14 protein-coding genes are annotated in these 18,972 nt (G+C 67.2%); 7 read left to right on the forward strand and 7 right to left on the reverse strand.

The features are described 5' to 3' along the window. Positions 1-81: 81 nt before the first annotated feature. From NA11_RS42365 to NA11_RS42375, 3 genes are all read right to left on the reverse strand, one after another. On the reverse strand, positions 82-1,791 hold the full coding sequence (locus tag NA11_RS42365; RefSeq protein WP_069167767.1) for an ABC transporter ATP-binding protein: 1,710 nt from the start codon (positions 1,789-1,791) through the stop codon (positions 82-84). Continuing rightward, positions 1,788-3,587, reverse strand: coding sequence for an ABC transporter ATP-binding protein (locus tag NA11_RS42370; RefSeq protein ID WP_069167768.1), 1,800 nt, complete (start codon positions 3,585-3,587; stop codon positions 1,788-1,790). Before NA11_RS42370 ends, NA11_RS42365 begins: the two co-directional genes overlap by 4 nt. A 128-nt stretch (positions 3,588-3,715) precedes the next feature. Beyond that, on the reverse strand, positions 3,716-4,678 hold the full coding sequence (locus NA11_RS42375) for an NADP-dependent oxidoreductase (protein ID WP_069167769.1): 963 nt from the start codon (positions 4,676-4,678) through the stop codon (positions 3,716-3,718). A gap of 190 nt (positions 4,679-4,868) precedes the next feature. Here NA11_RS42375 and NA11_RS42380 point away from each other — a divergent pair, with 190 nt between their 5' ends. Together NA11_RS42380 and NA11_RS42385 are read left to right on the forward strand one after the other, a co-directional pair. Then, on the forward strand, positions 4,869-5,831 hold the full coding sequence (locus tag NA11_RS42380) for a LysR family transcriptional regulator (protein ID WP_084655573.1): 963 nt from the start codon (positions 4,869-4,871) through the stop codon (positions 5,829-5,831). A 114-nt stretch (positions 5,832-5,945) separates the two neighbouring features. Continuing rightward, positions 5,946-8,093 (forward strand): acyltransferase family protein, encoded by a 2,148-nt coding sequence (locus NA11_RS42385; protein WP_069167777.1) that lies wholly within the window; start codon positions 5,946-5,948, stop codon positions 8,091-8,093. 62 nt (positions 8,094-8,155) lie between these two features. Here the strand turns inward: NA11_RS42385 and NA11_RS42390 are convergent, their stop codons facing one another. Then, the gene (locus tag NA11_RS42390; RefSeq protein WP_141718160.1) at positions 8,156-9,583 is read right to left on the reverse strand and encodes a CAP domain-containing protein; all 1,428 of its coding nucleotides are present in this window, start codon (positions 9,581-9,583) and stop codon (positions 8,156-8,158) included. A gap of 45 nt (positions 9,584-9,628) precedes the next feature. Then, positions 9,629-10,192 (reverse strand): hypothetical protein, encoded by a 564-nt coding sequence (locus NA11_RS42395; RefSeq protein WP_069167772.1) that lies wholly within the window; start codon positions 10,190-10,192, stop codon positions 9,629-9,631. Between the two features lie 671 nt (positions 10,193-10,863). Between NA11_RS42395 and NA11_RS42400 the strand changes: the two genes are divergently transcribed. After that, positions 10,864-11,985, forward strand: a complete 1,122-nt coding sequence (locus NA11_RS42400; RefSeq protein ID WP_084655574.1) for a GGDEF domain-containing protein — start codon at positions 10,864-10,866, stop codon at positions 11,983-11,985. Positions 11,986-12,133: 148 nt separating this feature from the next. Beyond that, a complete protein-coding gene (locus NA11_RS42405) occupies positions 12,134-14,905 on the forward strand; it encodes an outer membrane protein assembly factor BamB family protein (protein ID WP_069167774.1) in 2,772 nt (923 codons plus the stop codon). On the opposite strand, the gene NA11_RS42410 is transcribed toward NA11_RS42405, so the two are convergent. Further along, a complete protein-coding gene (locus tag NA11_RS42410; protein WP_245746574.1) occupies positions 14,902-15,465 on the reverse strand; it encodes a DoxX family protein in 564 nt (187 codons plus the stop codon). The genes NA11_RS42405 and NA11_RS42410 overlap by 4 nt on opposite strands. 35 nt (positions 15,466-15,500) lie before the next feature. Continuing rightward, positions 15,501-16,289, reverse strand: coding sequence for a dioxygenase family protein (locus NA11_RS42415; RefSeq protein WP_245746575.1), 789 nt, complete (start codon positions 16,287-16,289; stop codon positions 15,501-15,503). Positions 16,290-16,365: 76 nt separating this feature from the next. Between NA11_RS42415 and NA11_RS42420 the strand changes: the two genes are divergently transcribed. From NA11_RS42420 to NA11_RS42430, 3 genes are all read left to right on the forward strand, one after another. Next, entirely contained in the window at positions 16,366-16,818 is a 453-nt protein-coding gene (locus NA11_RS42420; protein ID WP_069167775.1) for a MarR family winged helix-turn-helix transcriptional regulator, read from the forward strand. A gap of 70 nt (positions 16,819-16,888) precedes the next feature. Continuing rightward, complete coding sequence (mgrA, locus tag NA11_RS42425) at positions 16,889-17,932, forward strand: L-glyceraldehyde 3-phosphate reductase (RefSeq protein WP_069167780.1); 1,044 nt, start codon at positions 16,889-16,891, stop codon at positions 17,930-17,932. An 86-nt stretch (positions 17,933-18,018) separates the two neighbouring features. After that, positions 18,019-18,936, forward strand: a complete 918-nt coding sequence (locus NA11_RS42430; protein WP_141718161.1) for a type II CAAX endopeptidase family protein — start codon at positions 18,019-18,021, stop codon at positions 18,934-18,936. The last annotated feature ends 36 nt before the right edge of the window (positions 18,937-18,972 follow it).

Raw genomic sequence — 18,972 nt, forward strand, 5'->3', positions numbered from 1 at the left:
GCGTAAGGCGGCACTCGTCGGCGGACCTCAACCAATCGACGGCCGCGAACTGGTCGACAGCCGTTGGTTACTCGACGGGCGTTAGCTGGTCGGGGTTAGGGAGGCGTGCCAGAAGGTGGCGTAGCGGCCGCCGGTGTGTAGGAGGTCGTTGTGGTTGCCGGACTCTATGATTTGGCCGCCGTCTAGGAAGATGATGTGGTCGGCGCGTTGGACGGTGCGGAGTCGGTGCGCGACCATCACTACGGTTCGGCCGGACATCAGGCGTTCGATGCCTGCGTGGACGGCTGTCTCGTGCACTGGGTCGAGTGCGGAGGTCACCTCGTCGAGTAGTACTACGGGGGCGTTCTTCAGTAGGGCTCGGGCGATCGAAACCCGTTGTCGTTCACCGCCGGACAGCAGGGCGCCGCCCTCGCCGACGTTCGTCGCCCAGCCGCCGGGCAGGCGCGCGATCACCTCGTCCAGCTGGGCTGCGGTCGCGGCCGCGCGCACGTCGGCGTCGTCTGCGTCGGGGCGGCCGAGGCGCACGTTCTCCTCGATGGTGCCGTCGAACAGGTAGACGTCCTGGAAGACGATGGCGATCTGGTCCATCAGCACCTCGGTGCTGATCGCGCGCACGTCGACACCGCCCATTCGCACCGCGCCCGCATCCACGTCGTAGAACCGCGCAAGCAACTGCAGCACAGTGCTTTTCCCTGCGCCTGACGGACCGACGATGGCGAGCCGCTGTCCTTGCGGCACGGACAACGACACCGCGTCCAGCACGATGCGATCGCCGTGCTGGAAGCTCACGGAATCGAATTCCAGATCATGGCGCTGCGGAACGATCGGCGCGCCAGGCTCCGGCAGTGGCGCAGTGTGCAATACCGCGTCGAGTGCAGCCAGTTCGGCGCGGGCGCCACGCAGTTTGCCGCCGACCTCGGCCAGCGACAGCAGCGGGTCGGCGCAGCGGGCGCCGAGCACCAGGATCGTCAAAACCTCTGCGGCACCGATGTTTCCACCGAGCACCAGGTAGGCACCGAGCACAAGCAGGACGGTGAACACCGCCTGGACGGTCAGCGCGAGGCCGACCACACCGGGCAACGCCGTCACGATCGAGCGACGTGCCGCGCGCTGCACGTCCCGCAACGCGCCGTCGAGAAGACGGAATCGCTCGGTGGTCCGACCGCCGGCACGCAGCACCGGCTGAGCCTGGAGATACTCCACGACACGCCCGGTCGCTTCCCGGCTGCGCTCCACGCTGTCCAGATCGGCGGCGGCCATCGACCGTCCCGTCCAGATCTGCACTGCGACAACGATCGGCGCGGCCACCATTGCGGCGAGGCCGAGTTGCCAATTGAAGGCGAACATCACGACGACGATCGTCAAGGGCGTCACGCTGGCGGAGACGAGCGGAGCCAGCAGGTGCGCGATCACGCTCATCGCTTGCAGCACACCGCGACTGGCCAGCACCGACACCTCCCCGACCCGGCCTGGTGTGTACCAGCCGATGGGCAATCGGGCCAGATGATCACCGAGCCGGTAGTACATCCCGCGCAGCAGCGTAGTCCCTACCCGGAAGCCGGACAGGTCGCTGCGATAGCGCAGCACCGCGTAAGCCGCGACGGCCGCACCGAACGCGAGCAACCAGGGCACCGCATCGCCGGGTTCACTGCCGAACAGCGCCCGCAGCACCGGAACCAGCAGCGCATAGGACAGGCCTTCGACGATCCCGGTGATCGTCATCATGGCCACGGTGCGTCGCACCGGCGCGGCGTACTCGGTGCCGAGCACGCGCAGCAGCATTCGAATCATCGGACGTCGTCTCCTTGTACTGCGTGGGACTGCCAGAAGGCAGCGAACTTTCCGTGCTGGGCCAGCAGCTCGGCGGGCTTGCCGCGTTCGACGATCGCCCCGTTTTCCAGCAGCGCGACAGTGTCGGCGTCGGCGATCGTTTCCCAGCGGTGGGCGATGACGAGGATTGTCCGATCGCCACCCAACGTCGTCAGTGCGCCGCGCACCGCCTGTTCGGTCTGCGGGTCGGCGAACGCGGTCGCCTCGTCGAGCACCAGGATCGGTGCATCGGCGAGCAGCGCGCGGGCGATCGAGATCCGTTGTGCCTCACCGCCGGAGAGCTTGACCTCGTCGCCGAGCACCGTGTCGTAGCCATGCGGCAGCTCGAGAATCCGGTCGTGGATGTTCGCCAGCTCGGCGACGCGAACCACGTCGTCGAGGTCGGCGTGTGGCACTGCCAGCGCGATGTTCTCCGCGACCGACGCCCGCAGTAGTCGCACATCCTGGAACACGAAGGAGACCAGTCGATAGAGCTCCCTGCTGCCGAGCTCACGCAGGTCGACACCGCCGAGGACGACCGACCCTGCGGTCGGGTCGAAGAATCGCGGAAGCAACTGAACCAGCGTGGATTTCCCACTGCCCGAAGCGCCGACGATCGCGGTGACCGTGCCCGGCTCGAGCACCAGGTCGATCCCACGCAACACTTCGTGCTCGGCGTCGTACCCGAACCGAACACCACGCAGTTCCACCCGATGCCCCTGCGGCGGAACGGGTCGTGCAGGTTCCGGAAGTGGCTGGACCGCAAGCACATCCCGGATCCGCGCCACCGCGCGCCCGGCCGCCTGCAGATCGTCGAAGCCGTGTCCGAGTGCCGCGACCGGAGCGGTCAGGCCGAGTCCGAGCAGCAGGAACGGCAACAGGTCGGCCGGCGCCATACCGCCGCCGGTGATCAGCGCCGCACCGCCGACCAGCACGACGAGCAGCACGAACGGCGGCGACAGCGCCAGCTGCATTCCCGCGGCGATCCCGGACATGCCGCGCACCCACCGCAGGAAGGTGCCGACGAAATCGTCTGCGGCCGTGCGGAATGCGCGGTGTGCACGCTCACCGCCGCCGAACGCCTTCACCACTGCGATGCCTTGCACGAACTCGACGACGGAACTCGCGATCCGCCCCATCGCCGCGTCGAACTCCTGCTGCTCGCGCGTGCGGGCCGCGGTCATCATGAGCGGCACCAGCGCTATGGCGAGTACCACCGGTATCAGGGTGATCAGCGTGAGCCGCCAGTCGATCGTGAACAGGTAGATCAGCGAAACCAGCGGCACCACGAACGCGGAGACCAACTCGCTAGGCGTGTGCGCGATCAAGGGATGCACCGCACTCACGTCCTCCCCCACCACTTTTGCCAGCTCGCCGGTGCGGCGCCGGGAGAACCAGCCGATCGGCACACTGCCGAGCCGCGCGGCCAGTTGCCTGCGAAAGGCCAACTGCACCTTGCCGTCGACCAGGTGCCCGACCCCGGACGATGCGGCGGTGAACACCAGTCGGACCAGCAGGCCGACCGCGCCGACGATCACCACCTGCCAGACATGGTCGTGATCGATCGGGCTCGGCGCCAACAGCGTTCGCCCCAACTCGACGACGGCAAGCAACGGCGCCAATCCGGCGACGGCGCCGATCACCTGCAAGACCACCACGGCGGCAAAGCCACCCAGATGGGGTCGCAACAACCCAACCACGCTCGGTTCCGTCTCGGAACCGGCATCCGATCGTGGCGGGGCAAACTCCCCCGCCTCGGCGAGTTCGATGGTGCTCATCGCTCCCTCATCCTTTTTAGTACGCGTACGAATACGGTACCTCGAGTAGGAGAGCTGAGCCACTGATCAGCCACCGGGGCCGATGACCACCACCGAACTCGGTGGGGTTCACCGCTTTAGACCAGGCACTAAGGGATGAGCACGAGCTTCCCGGGGGCGTGCCCGGCGAGGCCGACCTCGTGCGCCTTCGCGGCCTCGGAGAGCGGAAAGGTGGCGTCGACGATGACGCGCAGTGCGCCCGATCCGGCACGGTCGACGAGATCACCGCGTGCGGCGGCACGAACCTCGGCGCCCGCGTCCTCTCCCGGGCCATAACCGAGCACCTTGATGCCCGACTCCGCGCGGCGCGGCGACCCAGTGATCGAGGCGATGCGGCTGCGGTCGGCGACCAGTTCGAGCGAGACGTCGAGCGCCTCGTCGGTACCTGCGAAATCCACTGCGGCACTGACGCCATGCGGCGCGGCCGCACGCACCCGGTCGGCGAGCCCGGGACCATAGGCGACAGGGCTGGCGCCGAGCTCGCGCAGCAGCGCGTGGTTGCGCTCGGCGGCCGTGGCGATCACCGTCGCTCCCGCGGCAGCGGCAAGCTGCACAGCCATGAGGCCGACCCCACCGGCCCCGCCGTGTACGAGCACCGTCTCGCCAGCCGTCACGCCGGTGACCTGCAGCGCATGAAATGCGGTGGTGCCGGTCAGGATCAGCGACCCTGCCTCGGCCCACCCGAGTTCGGCGGGCTTGGCGATGAGCGAGGTCGCCGGTGCCGTCACGTAGTCGGCGTAAGCAGCGGTAACCGGGTACACGACGACCTCGTCACCTACCTGCACACCGGTCACGTCGACGCCGACCTCGGTGACGACGCCCGCGCACTCCAGCCCGATCGATGGCATCGACGCGGCGATCCAGGCGGCGTCCTTGTGGTCGTCGTCCACGTCGTGGAAGGCCCCGCTGTAGAGCTTCCAATCGATCGGATTGACTCCCGCGGCCCGCACCTCGACGACCACACCGTCGGCGGCCGCGCGCGGGGTCGGCACCTCGAGCACGGTGAGCACATCGGGTGTGCCGTAGGCGGTCGGTCGCACGATCCTGGGCATGACTGAACTCCTCTGTTGATAGCGGTGATGACCTGCGCGCTCCACGGGGGGCGGCGTGGCCGATCGGGTGTCGAGAGCGGCACATCCGCTCACCAGAACTCCCGAGAATCAGTATTGATGCCCTCGGGCATAATGCCCAGTGCATTGTTGGTACGGAATAGTTGCGTCAAACGCACGAATGGGGTTGATCGTGGCGGAGGATCTGGATCTCAATCTGCTGCGGGTGTTCGACGCGCTGCTCGACACCGGCAGCGTCAAGGAGGCCGCGGTGCGCCTGCACCTGTCCGCGCCGGCAACCAGCCGGGCGCTGAGCCGGTTACGCCGCGTGATGAACGACCCAATCCTGGTACGGGCGGGCCGCGGCCTGGTGCCGACGCCGTTCGCCCAGCGCTCGGCCGCCACGGTAAAAGCGCTGCTGGACACCGCGGATCGGCTGCGCACCGACCCCACCGACCGCGACCCGCGCTCCTGGCGGCGCACCTTCGCCATCCGCCTCAACGACGCCCTCGTTCCGGTCCTCGCGCCACGCCTCACCCGCCGGATCGCCGGCGAGGCGCCCGGTGTTCGACTGCGCTTCGTCGGTCAGGAATCCGAGGAACTCGACCCGCTGCGCGATGGCTCGATCGACCTCGACATCACCGTGGCCGATCCGCCGCCGCCCGACATCCACACCTCGACGTTGTTCACCGACCACTTCGTCGCGGTCGTCGCCGCCGACTCCGAGCTCGGCCAGGCCCCGCAACTGACCCTCGACGACCTGTGCCGCTATCCGCACGTCTCCGCCTCGCGCCGCGGCCTCGTCCGCGGCCCGCTCGATGACGCGCTGGAACGGATCGGGCGCACCCGCCATGTCGCAGCGGTTGTCCCCTCCTATGCCGTTGGCGCCCTGATGGCTCTGGAACAGGACGTCATCTGCCTCGTGCCGCACGTGACGGCCGCGCATCTGGCCGAACGCGGTGTTCCGCTGCGCCTGCACGAGGTGCCGTTCGACCTCCCGACCGCCGATGTCGAAATGCGCTGGCACCGCCGCGTCAACGACGACTCCGCGTCGCGCTGGTTGCGCGCACGCATCCGTTCGGAGATCCACCCGCTGACCCGGAGTAACGCGGCCGACCACGAGAACAATCACGAACACCTGGCGACAAACGAGTGAAAATTCGCGCGGCGAATTGTGATATGTGGCCCAGTGCGGAAAGTTGCTGCGACACAATGAGACAATTCAATAAGACTCGTCTCGGTGACCGGAACTACTGCCTTCACCACCGAAATTCATGGGGCGGGTCGCAGCCGAACTGCCGCCGCGAGAACTGAATTCCGACCCGATATCGAGGGTCTGCGCGCGGTCGCGGTAATCGCCGTTGTGCTCTTTCACGCAGGTGTGCCCGGCATCGGCGGCGGATTCGCCGGGGTCGACGTCTTCTTCGTCATCTCGGGATTTCTCATCACCGGAATGCTGTGGCGCGAACTTTCCCGCACCGGAACCATCCGGCTGGCCCGGTTTTACGGAGGCCGCGCCAGGCGATTGCTGCCGGTCGCCGGAATTGTCCTGATCGCCACGGCATTCGCCTCGGCCCGATACCTGCCCCCGCTGCAGGCGCGCGAAGTGCTCGGCGACGGAATTGCCAGCGCGTTGTACGTCGGCAATTATCGGCTCGCCATGCACGGCACGGATTACCTTGCCGCGGCGGCGCCGTCGCCGTTCCAGCATTACTGGTCGCTCGGCGTCGAGGAACAGTTCTATCTGCTGTGGCCTGCGCTGCTCATCGGCGCCGCCTGGTTGGTGCGGCTCGACCTCGGTCACGATCGCCGCGCACGCCGATCGGCGATGCGGCTTCGCGTGCTGCTCGCGGTACTTTCGGCAGGCTCGTTGGGTGTGGCGATCATTTGGACGACGACCCAGCCGCCGTGGGCGTTCTTCGCACTGCCCGCCCGCGCATGGGAACTCGGCATCGGCGGACTGATCGCCCTCTCCGCGGTCGCCCTGCGCAGACTGGCGCCAACGGTCGGCAGCGGCATCGGCTGGCTCGGGCTGGCCATGATCGTGCTCGCCTACGTCGTATTCGACAACCACACGCCCTATCCAGGCACCGCCGCGCTGCTCCCGGTCCTCGGGACCGCGCTGGTGATCGCCTCCGGGTGCGCCGCACCGGCTTCCGGTGTCGGCCTGGTGCTCGCGTGGCAACCGCTGCGCGCGATCGGCCGCGTGTCCTACTCCTGGTACCTGTGGCATTGGCCGGTGCTGCTGCTCGCGCCGCACATCGTCGGTCACTCGTTCGGGCTGGTCGACTCGCTCGGCGCGCTCGCGGTCTCCGGCGGACTCGCCATGCTCACCATGCAGCTCGTCGAGAACCCCGTCCGCTTCGCCAAGGTGCTGCGCCGATCGGCCAACCTCAGCCTCGCCTGCGGCGGACTCGTCACTGCGGCCGCCGTGTGCGCGGCGGCGGTGCTGCTCGTCGTAGTGCACGTCCCGGTCGGCAGTGGTGCGGCGGCCGAGGCGCTCTCCATCACGAATACGCCGCCACCGCAGGCTGTTCCGCTTGCCGATCCGTACGACGCGGCGGTGCAGCACCTGACCGCGCAGGTGCAGGCCGCCGTTGCGGCCTCTGCCGAATTGCGCGCCGTGCCATCGAATCTCACGCCGTCACTGGCCGATGCGCCTGGCGACAAAGCTTCCGTGTTCCTCAACGGCTGTGTGCGCTCGTGGCGCGAGGCCGGGCAGGGCGAGTGCGCTGCGGGCGACCTCGGCTCGGCCACCAGGGTCGCCCTGGTCGGCGACTCGCACGCGGCGATGTGGAGCCCGGCCTTCGAACAGATTGCCGAGCAACAGCACTGGCGACTGGAGACGATGAGCAAGGTCACCTGCCCGCTGATGGCACTCCCCATCACCAGCCCGTACCTCGGCCGGGAGTACACCGAGTGCGTGCAGTGGCGCGGGCAAGTGCTCGCACGACTGCAAGCCGAGCACCCGAAGCTGATCGTGCTGAGCATGTCCCGGCGCTATGGCGGCGACTTCGGTTTCACCACCTACGATTCCGCGTGGGTCGACAGCCTGGCTCAACTCGTGACGCAGCTGCGCGCGACCGGCACGAATGTCCTTGTCCTCGGCCCCGTCCCCGATCCTCTGACGACTGCGCCGACCTGCCTGTCCGATCACGTCGACAACGCCACCGCCTGCGCCCCGACCAGAGCCGCCGCGGTCAACGATGCGGGCATCGCCGCCGAGACCGCCGCAACCACCACCGCAGGCGGCCAGTACGCGAACCTCACCGAGCTGTTCTGCACGTCCGCCCGCTGCCCGCTGATCACGCGGAACACCTTGATCTTTCGCGATGACAACCACGTGACGGTGACCTACGCCCGTGCGCTCGCACCGATCATGGCCGTGCTGGCCGAACGGACACTCGCCAAGGGCTGAACACGACGATCGCCGCCAGGTGGGCAACCTGGCGGCGATCGAGAGTCGAGAATCCGGCTGGTCTACAAGCCGCCGAGCCCGGCGAGTCCGCCGAGACCTTCACCTAATCCGGCGAGTCCGCCGAGGCCCTCACCGAGACCACCGAGACCTTCACCGAGACCGCCGAGACCTTCGAGACCTTCGCCGAGTCCACCGAGACCTTCACCGAGACCGCCGAAGGCATCGCCGCCCTCACCGCCGCCACCGAAAAGATCGCCGAGGCCGCCGAAAGCGCCGTCCTCGGACGGGGAATCGAAGCCGTTGCTCCACGGGTCGAACGAGTCACCGCCCTCGCCGGCATCGCCGCCTTCTTCGGAATCACCGCCACCTTCGCCGAACCAATCGAAAGCGTCGCCCTCGGAACCCTCGTCCGCGCTGTCGCTTTCGGTGGTGAAATCATCCCCGGCGTCCTCGGCCGAGTCGCCGTCCTCGGACGCGGCATCATCGCCTTCCGCGCCTTCGGACGAATCGCCGTCCTCGGAGGCCGAGTCGTCGCCGAGCGAATCCTCGGGCGACTCACCGTCTTCCGAGGCGGAATCCGATTCATCGGCCGACTCGCCGTCTTCCTCCGAGGCGTCACCGGTCGAACCCTCGGACGAATCGCCCTCTTCCGACTCGGAATCCGAGCCGTCACCCGAAGGATCCTCGGCCGAGTCGCCCTCCTCCGACGCAGGGTCCGAACCGTCTTCCGCCGAATCCTCCGGCGAACCACCATCTTCCGACGGCTTCTTGTCTTCTTCCTGACCGCCGCCAGAGGGCTTCTCCTTGTCCCCCTCCGATGGCTTCTCCTTCTCGCCACCGCCGGACGGCTTCTCCTTCTCGCCGCCCTCGGGCTTGCCCTTGTCCTTCTCTTTGCCCTTGTCGTCCTTGCCTTCTTCTTTCTTGCCCTTGTCTTCCTTCTTGTCTTCCTTCTTGTCCTTGTCGTCCTTCTTGTCCTCGGACCCGTTGGACGTGCCGAAGTCCTGCGTCCAGTACGCGGTGCCGTCGCCGGCCTTGGCGTAGCCGACGCCGATGTCCTTCAGCCCGCAGTTGAGGATGTTCGCGCGGTGACCTTCGCTGTTCATCCACGCGTCGACGACCTCGGACGCACTCGTCTGCCCGGCGGCGATGTTCTCGGCCCAGGTCTGCGCCTTGTAGCCGGACTCCTTGATCCGGTCGCCCGGATCGCCCTTGGCCGAGTTGTGGTCCATGTTGCCGGTGGAGGCCATGTCCTTGGTGTGCGCCTGCGCGGCCTCGGTGAGTCCCTTCTCGGACTTCAACGGGTCGCAGCCTGCTTTGCTGCGCGCGGCGTTGGTGAGGCTGACCACCTCGTCGGCGGGCGACTTGGATTCGGGAGCCGCCGAGGCCGAAGGAGTTCCAGCGAAAGTGATGGCAAAGGCCGCGGTGGACAACGTGAGCATTGTCGCCGGCGAGAAACGATGTACTTTGCGCGGTGCGCTGTGCTTACCCATGAGATGCCTTACTTGTTGCTGATCAACGACTGCCCCGGCGGCGAATCACATCGCGCTGCCGGTGAGCAGACCGAGCAGCGGCGCGAGCCCGCCCGCGGCCTTGCTTCCGGTGGCGGCGCTGCCTGCAGCGCCCTTGGCCAGCGGCGCGACTGCGGCACTGCCGCTGGCGAGGCCCTTGGCGAGTCCGCCGAGCGCGGAGCTACCGCTCTCCAGGCCCTTGGTCAGATCGGTGAGGGCAGCGCTGCCGCTGGCCAGCGCGTCCGTGGGGCTGCCGCCCTTGTCCTTGGACTTGGTGTCGGAGGTCGGCTTGTTCTTCGACTTCGGCTTCGGCTTGGCCTTCTTCACGGGCGACGCGTGCACGGCGTCCTGGGTGTGGTGGTTGGTCTGCTTGCTGCTGACCGGCTGGCCGACCGCGGCCGAGACGCGCTTGGTCGGCGCGGGCGCGGTCACCGTGTGATCGGCGTGGTTGATGCTGGTGATCGACGCGTCGGCCACGGCTTCCCCGGCTCCGCTATTGGCCGAGAATCCCAGACCGATCAGCGTCGCCGTAGACAGAACTGCCAATTGCGCCGGGACGTGGTTCTTGCGAGGTGCGCTGTGCTTGCCCATGAGATGCTTTCCTTCGAAGTGGTCGATCGCGCGTCGGATCGCCTGTCCGCCAACGGGAACAGGCTCGGTGCGGCGATCTCGAGCTCCTGGTCGGGACCCGCCGAACACCCTTGGTCGGTGGCCTGGATCGCCGGTCCAACCGGATTGCCGATCCCGAAGATGACGTTAGAACTTACCGACGCAAACGACTAATCGAAAGTCGCAATATAAACCTAGTTTAGGCCAAATTAACGGCACGACAGGCGATCACGGTCTGATCACGTCCCAATCACGGAACCGATCACAACCGAGGCCGACCGCACTTCTATTGCCCGACTGGGCACTACGCCGAACGCGGCTGGAAACCGCTGGGCACTCCGACAGTCAACACCCTCGCGCGCTCGTCCGCCACCGGCCCCGGCACTGGCCACAGGGATCCACACCGCCACCGACCCGTGCCGCCGGTCCGGCTCGCGCCGACAGCACACGCCACAACACAGCGAGCGTGACCGATTTGTCCGTATCGTCGCAGGCAAGCCCTCGATCGTGATCTGCGTAACTGCGGCAACTACTGGCATTTGCCTCCGCGTAGCGTTGGTGTCGCCACACTCGCGCCTCGCGTAACCCTTCGACCGGCCCTTATGAACCACCGGCCGAAGGTGCTCGCTTGCGAATGGAAGGGCGGTAACTCGATGACAATTAGCCGCTCGTCATTTCGAACCTGGTGGCGGGACCAGGTCGATTACAGCTGGGTCGTCGGGTTTCTCGAATCCCATTCCGTGCTGGCCAGAATGAAACTGGTGATCGGCGGCGGTGGCGTGTTGATGCTCGTGAACGCGACGCTGATGATCCTCTCGCCCGCCGGCGTGCGCGGCGTGGCCGGGGTGACGACCGGCGTGCTTGCGGCTGCGGCGGGCGCGGCATGGGCGTTGCGCTGGTGGTTGCTGCCGTGGCCGCGCGAGGCCGAGTCACTCGCCTGGATCGCGGTGATCGACGTCGTCGTGGCGGCGAACAGCCTGATGGTCCAGGATCGCGTCCTCGGCGCGCTGGGAATCATCATGCTTGTCGCGTCGGGGGCCTACGTGGCGGTCTTCCACGGCCCGCGGGTCCTTGCCGTCAATGTCACCTGGACCATGCTGGCCATCGTCGTGCTGGCGGGCCTGATGTTCTTCGGCGACGGACGATGGCACGGCGACGTCGCGCTTGGCATCGCGGTGATCATCGCCAATCTCGCCGTCATCGGCGTGGTGTTGCCCGCGGTGCAGCTATCGCATCTACTCCTGCGACTCGACGCACTGTCCGACCCGCTCACCAGGCTGTTGAACCGGCGCGGCCTCGATACCCAGCTGCCCCAGTACTTCGGCGAGCACAGCACGGGCTATATGGCGACGATCGACCTGGATCGCTTCAAGACCGTGAACGACACCTACGGTCACTCGTTCGGCGACGAGGTGCTCAAGCGCATCGCGGACCGCCTGCGCGCCGCGGCCGACTCCGACGCCCTCATCGCCCGTACCGGCGGTGAGGAATTCGTGGTCGTCGGTCACGTCCACGACAACCCAGCACCCGTGGTCGCCGAGCGACTGCGCACCGCGATCGAGACCATGTCGACTTTGCCGATCAGGATCACCGCCAGCGTCGGCGTTGCGCTCTTCGGCGAGTCCGACGCGGTCGAGCTGGGGACCCAGCACATGCTGCGCTGTTCGGACGCCGCGATGTATCAGGCGAAACATGTTGGTGGCAATACGGTGGTGATCGCGGACACGACGAAGCGGGTCGCCATGACAAATGGGCGCTCCAGGGCCACTGGGTGATTCGGAGCGTGCGGCTGAACATCAGCGGTACAGCGGACGAACTCCGGCAATGTTCGCTATCCGAACAGACCGGACGCCCGTAACTTGTCGTCCCGTGTGTAATAGTTCCGGCTGGAAATTATTGACGGGCGTAGCCCTCACTCTGGCAATGAGTTTCACCCCGAGCCCGAGCTACGCGAACGCGGATGCCATGGTCGAGGCACGCGGCACCGTCTTCATCGACGGCAACCGCAACGGCGTGCGCGACAGCGGCGAGAAGGGGCTGTCCGGCGTCTCCGTCACCGATGGCGCGGTCTGGGCAACGACCGATAAGAACGGCGAATACAGCCTGCGGATCGACCCGGGCCGCAGGGAGACCGACCTGGTCCACATCGTCTCCCCGGACGGTTACACCCCTGCGCTGCGCGAAGATTCGGTGCCGCGCTACTTCCGTGCGCTCGACGAGGGCAAGGCGAAACAGGAGGGCGTCGACTTCGCCCTGGTGCCCGACGAACGCGCGAAAGATCCGCGCGAGACCTGGCTCATGGTGTCCGACACCGAGACCGACAATCGCAGCGACCAGTCCGCCGCGAACACACTGGCGCAGTGGACCGGTCAGGTCGAAGCGATGGCGCGCAACCGCGAGGCCACCGTCGCCATCGCGACCGGCGACCTCACCGTCACCGATTACACCGCGCCAGAACGCCGTCAGGGCAGCTACGACATCCTGCGCACCGGACTGACCAAGGGGCGCTTCGGCCGTCCGTTCTATCCGGTCATGGGCAACCACGACGCGGGCGGGCCGACGAACAAGCCGGGGTATGCCGCGAACATGGAGCTCTACCGGCGCAATCTGGGTCCGGAGTGGTACAGCGTGAATCGCAACGGCCGCCACATCGTGGTGCTGGAGGACAACTACGACACCTCGGGACTCGCGCCGCAGCTGGCGTGGTTGCGCGAGGACCTGCGCAAGCACGCCGTCGGCAAGCAGGTCTTCGTCTTCGCGCATCGGTCGTTGTTCACCAAATGGGGTGCGGGCCAGGCCATTCAACCGATCGTCGACGAGCTCGCCCAGTACGACGTCCGCATGTTCGCCGCAGGCCATAACCAGCAGACCGAGTTTCGCCGCGGCGCCTTCCCGCGCTCGGTGGAGGTGAACAACATCGGCGCCACCTACGGCATCGATGGCGTGCGCCCCGGCTACAAACTGCTCGACTTCTCCGGCATCACCGATGACCCGAAGACGCGGAAAAACGAAGACACCGGCTATGTCTCGGGCACGCACCGGCAATTCAACCTCCGTGACAGAACCGCACTGGTGAGCCCGGCGCCGGACAGCGTCCATCGACTCGGCACCACGATTCCAGTGGATGTCTACGTCGAGGACGACGGCAGAACCCCGGCGAATGCCCGGGTGGTGGTGCGCAACAACGACAATCGCGAAGTGTGGCGCGGGGACTTGAAGTTCGGCGTCACGAATGTCCGACCGGGCAAGGTCAACTGCTACGCCGCGCCCGGTGCCGGCGCCGAGACCTGCCCGCCCATCCGGGGCAACTGGACGACCGCGCACGACACCATGCCGACACCGCGGTCCGGGCAGTACCGCGTCTCCGTCGAGGTCACCGATACCGCAGGCAAGCAGTGGCCCGCGCGGCAACACAGCTTCCGTGTCGTGCGGGACGGCCGGGCACAGCCGGTGGCCGGAAAGGACTGGCTGAGGCAAGGTCGCGACGAATCCGGACGCTCCGCCGCCGCTTCCGATCCCGGTGCCCTGCTCGATCAGCGGTGGTCGGCGAACACCGGCGAGCACTTCGCCATCGACGGCGCTGCCGTCGTCGGCGACACCGTGATCGTGACCTCCCAGGCGTTCGCGTCCCCCTACAACCAGGTGCTGGCCTACCACCGCGACACCGGAGAGGAACTCTGGCGCACGTATCTGGACGGCGATGCCGAATCCTTCCCGACGGTTCATGACGGCCGGGTCTACCTCACCACCAGCGTCGGCCGGGTGTATGCGCTCGACGTGCGCGACGGAACCGTGGCCTGGCAGACCATCGATGACGAGCAGCGCATCGGAAAGACCGTGCGCCGCTACGGCAGAGCGGGCGGACCGGTGAGCGTTTTCGGCCTCGCGACCCAGAAGCGCGCCGTGGCGGTGTATCAGCAGTACGACCAAATCATCTGCCGTGACGCAGGTTCCGGCGCTCGACTACAGGGCGGCTTCAAGGCTCCCGCCGCATGGGGTGAGTTCCACAGCACCGCGGTGCGCGGGGCCGACGACACGACGGCGTACCTGCATTCGGGATCGAGCACCTCGCTCATCGCGATGGATCTGGCCAACTGCAGCATCAAGTACTCCGTCGATACCAAAGGCGGGCTGTACAGCCACTCCTCGCCGACGATCACCGAGCCGGGTGCCGGAACCCCGCAGCTGGTCACCATGACCGCGGGCGGCCTGACCGGGCACGATCCGCGCGACGGCCGGGCACTCTGGCATGCCGACATCTCGTCGAGCACCTGCGAACCCGGCCCGCCGCCGGTGACCAGTCCCGCTGTGCGCGGCCAGTTCGTCTACGTCGCGTCGATCGACGGCAAGGTCCGTGCCTTCGACTCCACGGCGGCCAAACCCGCGGAACCCTTGTGGGAGACCGCCGTCGGCAACCTACCCGGCGCCGGTCCCCGCGACGAGACCGCCCGCGCGGCGGCGGGGTGCGCGGCGAACGCACCCGCGATGCACGCGCTGACCACCGAGACGGTGGTCTACGCGGGCACCTGGGACGGACGGTTGGTCGTGCTCGACCGCGCGAGCGGAAAGCTGTTGCACCAGTACGACCTCGGCGGTGGCGTCGCGTCGGCGATGTCGGTGAGCGGTGACCAGGTGTTCGTCCTCACCACCGACGGCACCATCCATGCGATGGCGGCCCGCCCTCGGGTCGACTAGCTGCGCACCAGCAGTACGGCACCGGCGGCGAGCACGGCGAGCACGATGGCCGCGAGACCGTAAACCAAACGGTGCGAACGGAATACGGGGACGAACCGGTCCAGCGCGTAGCGACCGGGTCCGGTGAGGGTGATGGCGGCGGCGGCCGCGGTGAGGAGCAGTTCGTATTCGACGCCCTTCGGGGCGAAGAACGCGCCTGTTCCCTTGACGGCGAGGGCGTTGAGCATGGTGCCGACCACGGCGGCGCCCGCCAGCGGGGTGAGCAGTCCGACGGCGAGCGCGAGCCCACCGAAGGTCTCGGTCACGCCTGCGACCGCTGCCATCGCCTCACCGGCCGGATATCCCTTGGCGGTGAAGTACTTTCCGGTGCCGTCGAGGCCACCGCCACCGAACCAGCCGAACAATTTCTGCGCACCGTGCGCGGCCATGGTCAGTCCGAGCACGATGCGCAGCAGGAGCAGTCCGGCGTCGTATGCGTGCGGTGTCGCGGCGGGTGCCGCAGGATCGATCCTGGTCTCGACCGCGGGCGCGGTCGGCGCTGCGGTGGCGGTGTCGTTCATCTGGTTTCCTTTCGGGTGGGTGTGGTCGAGCGTTGTCAGCCGAATTGGACTGAGCGTTTGGCCAAGCCCTGCCAGTAGCCGTCGATCACGCTGCGCTGGGTGGCGAGGTCGGCATCGGCGGCGCCGAGTGAAACGAACAGCGGTGCAAAGTGTTCGGCGCGCGGGTGCGCCAGTTGCGCTGCGGGCGCACGGTGTTCGAAGTCGAGCAGCGCGTCGATATTGCCCGCGGCCAGCGCGCGCCTGCCCCAGTCGTCGAACTCGGTCATCACCGGATGCACCGAGCCGTCCTGGGTCAGCGCGCGCAGGTTGTGCGTGAAGAAGCCGCTGCCGACGATCAGCACGCCCTGGTCGCGTAGCGGCGCGAGTTTGCGGCCGAGCCCGAAGAGACCAGCCGGATCCAGCGTCGGCATCGACATCTGCAGCACCGGCACGTCGGCCGCCGGGTACATCTCCACCAGCGGCACGTAGGCACCGTGATCGAGTCCGCGCTCCGGCACGTCGTGCACGGACATGCCGGGCCCACGCAGCAGTTTTCGCACGTCATCGGCGAGGTCCGGCGCTCCGGGCGCGGCATAGGTCACGTCGTAGTAGTGCGGCGGAAAGCCCCAGAAGTCGTAGATCAACGGCACCGTGGTCGTCGCGCCAAGAGCCAGCGGCGCATCCTCCCAGTGGGCCGAAATCATCAGCACAGCTTCGGGTTTCGGCAGGTCCGCAGACCACGCCGCGAGCTGACCCGGCCAGATCGGATCATCGGCCAGCGGCGGTGCGCCGTGCGACAGATAGAGCACCGGCATCCGCATCGACTGCACCTTCCCTTCGTCCATGTAGTTCAAATTTGAACCTGTTTGCTCGATGGTAGATTATTGTTCGAATTTGAACAACCGTGGAAGGGTGGGGTCGATGGCAGAGCCGCGCTGGCTTGACGACGAAGAGATGCGGGCCTGGCAGGCGTTTCTCGCCGCGACGGCGCTGTTGAACCGCCGCATCGAGCAGCAACTCAAAGACGACGCGCACCTGTCGCACCCGCAATACGAGGTGCTGGTGCGACTGGAGCGAGCGCCGGGCAACGAACTGCGGATGACCGAACTCTCCGACGCTCTCGTCACCTCCAAGAGCGGCATCACCTATCAGATCGACCAGCTGGAGAAGGCCGGGTTCGTCCGCCGCACGCCAGCCCCCGGCGACCCGCGCGGCATCGTCGCGAGCCTCACACCCGCCGGACGCCGCAAGCTCGAGGCGGCCGCCCCCGGCCACGTCGCCGTGGTCCGCGAGCTCCTGATCGACGTGCTGACCGTCGAGCAGCGCAAGGCCATCGCCGACGGTCTCGGCGAAGTAGCGCGCAGACTCCGCTGACCGGCACGGCCGGGTCGAAGACCGATGCGGCAATATGAGCGGTCGGTACAGGTGCAACGAGGAGGTCGTCATGCCATACGTTCCCGAACCAACCCGGTACGACGGTGCGATGCGGTATCGCCGCAGCGGCCGGTCGGGTCTCGATCTGCCGCTGCTCTCGCTCGGCTTCTGGCACAACTTCGGCGACGACCGCCCCTACCAGGTGCAGCGGGAAATCGCCCTGCGCGCCTTCGATCTCGGCATCACCCATTTCGACCTGGCCAACAACTACGGGCCGCCCTACGGGTCGGCCGAGATCAACGCCGGGCGCATCCTGCGCGAGGACCTCACGCCGTATCGCGACGAGCTCGTCATCTCCACCAAAGCGGGCTGGGACATGTGGCCGGGGCCGTACGGGCAAGGCGGCGGGTCACGGAAATACGTGCTCGCCTCGCTCGATCAGTCGCTGAGCAGGCTCGGGCTCGACTACGTCGACATCTTCTACTCGCACCGATTCGACCCGACGACCCCGCTCGAAGAAACCGCCGCCGCGCTGAACACCGCTGTGCGCCAAGGCAAAGCGCTGTATGTGGGGATCTCCTCCTACACCGCACCGGATTCGGTGGCGATGGCGCGGATGTTGCGCGAGCTCGGCACGCCGCTGCTCATCCACCAACCGTCCTACTCGATGCTCAACCGGTGGATCGAGACCGAGGGACTGCTCGACGCCGCCGCGGCGGAAGGGTTCGGAGTCATCGGGTTCACCGCGCTCGCCCAGGGCATGCTCACCACCAAATACCTCGACGGTATTCCGGCGGAATCGCGTGCCACCCAAGGTAAGTCGTTCCAGACCGAACTGCTCACCCCCGAGATGATCGACCGGCTGCGCAAGTTGAACGCGATCGCGGAGCGGCGCGGGCAGACGCTTGCGCAGCTGGCGCTGACCTGGGCGCTGCGCGATGATCGAGTGACCTCGCTGGTCATCGGCGCGTCCAGTACCGACCAGCTCGAGCAGAATGTCGGGGCGCTCGGCACGCCGGAATTCAGCGCCGACGAACTCGCCGAGATCGACGCGCTGCTCGACGACGACGGCGAAGTCGATCTGTGGCGGTCCGCGCGCCAGGGCACCCTCTGATCGGTCGTCCCTCAGGGAGCTACCGGAGGCGAAGACCACTCTTCTGGGTGACGACCGGCCCGGTGCGCGCTGCCTATGGTGCGTGCATGACACCGGGACGACGGGGAGGGAACGACGTGGAGCCGCCGATCCAAGTGTCGGACCAGGCCGAGCGGCGCCGGTCCGCCAGGCAAGGCGTCGTCCTGTTCCTGGTCGCCTTGGTTGCGTTGTCCGCGCCTGCCACGGCGTTCGCCGTGATCTCGCGCAACGAGATCGGGGTCCTGCTGCTCATGTGGTCGCCGGGTGTCGCGGCGCTCATCGCCAGACTGATCCGGCGCGAAGGCATCGCCGACATCTCGTTGCGCATGGGTGGTCGGCGCGGCTGGCTGGCATCCCTGCTCGCCCTCGGCTATCCGATCATCGTCGGCTCGATCGCGTACGGAATCGGTTGGGCCAGCGGACTTGCCGACTACACCACCCCCGCAGACTCCGCGACCGGATGGCCCGCCTTCGCCGCAGAGCTGTTCTTCGGCACCCTCGTCGGCACCGCGATCGGACTCGTCTTCGCGCTAGGCGAAGAACTCGGTTGGCGCGGCTATCTCCTCACCCGCCTCATCGACGCCGAGGTCCCCCGCCCAATCCTGGTCGGCGGATTGATCTGGGCCGCTTGGCATCTGCCACTCATCATCGGCGGCAGCTACCTGACCGGCAACGGCGGCTCGATGCCACTGATCGCCCTACTCTTCACAATCCAGGTCACCGTAGTCTCCTTCCTCTTCGCCCGCCTCCGCCTGAACACCGGAAGCCTTTGGCCCGCAGTCATTTTGCACGCCTCCTGGAACCACGTAATCCAATCCTTCTTCGACCCCCACACCACCGGCCCCCGCACCTGGCTCTGGCTAGGCGAACAAGGCCTCCTAACCCTCACCACCAACACCCTCGCCGTCTACCTGATCTGCCGCCGCCCAACCCGCATACTCCACCAACCGCCCGCCGCGCACCCTCCAAAAGGAAACCCGGGCTAGAGCCCCAGATCCGCACCCTTTCTGTCGATCCGCACT

Origin of the sequence: Nocardia altamirensis NBRC 108246 (genome assembly GCF_001612685.1) — a bacterium.
Taxonomy (GTDB): Bacteria; Actinomycetota; Actinomycetes; order Mycobacteriales; family Mycobacteriaceae; genus Nocardia; species Nocardia altamirensis.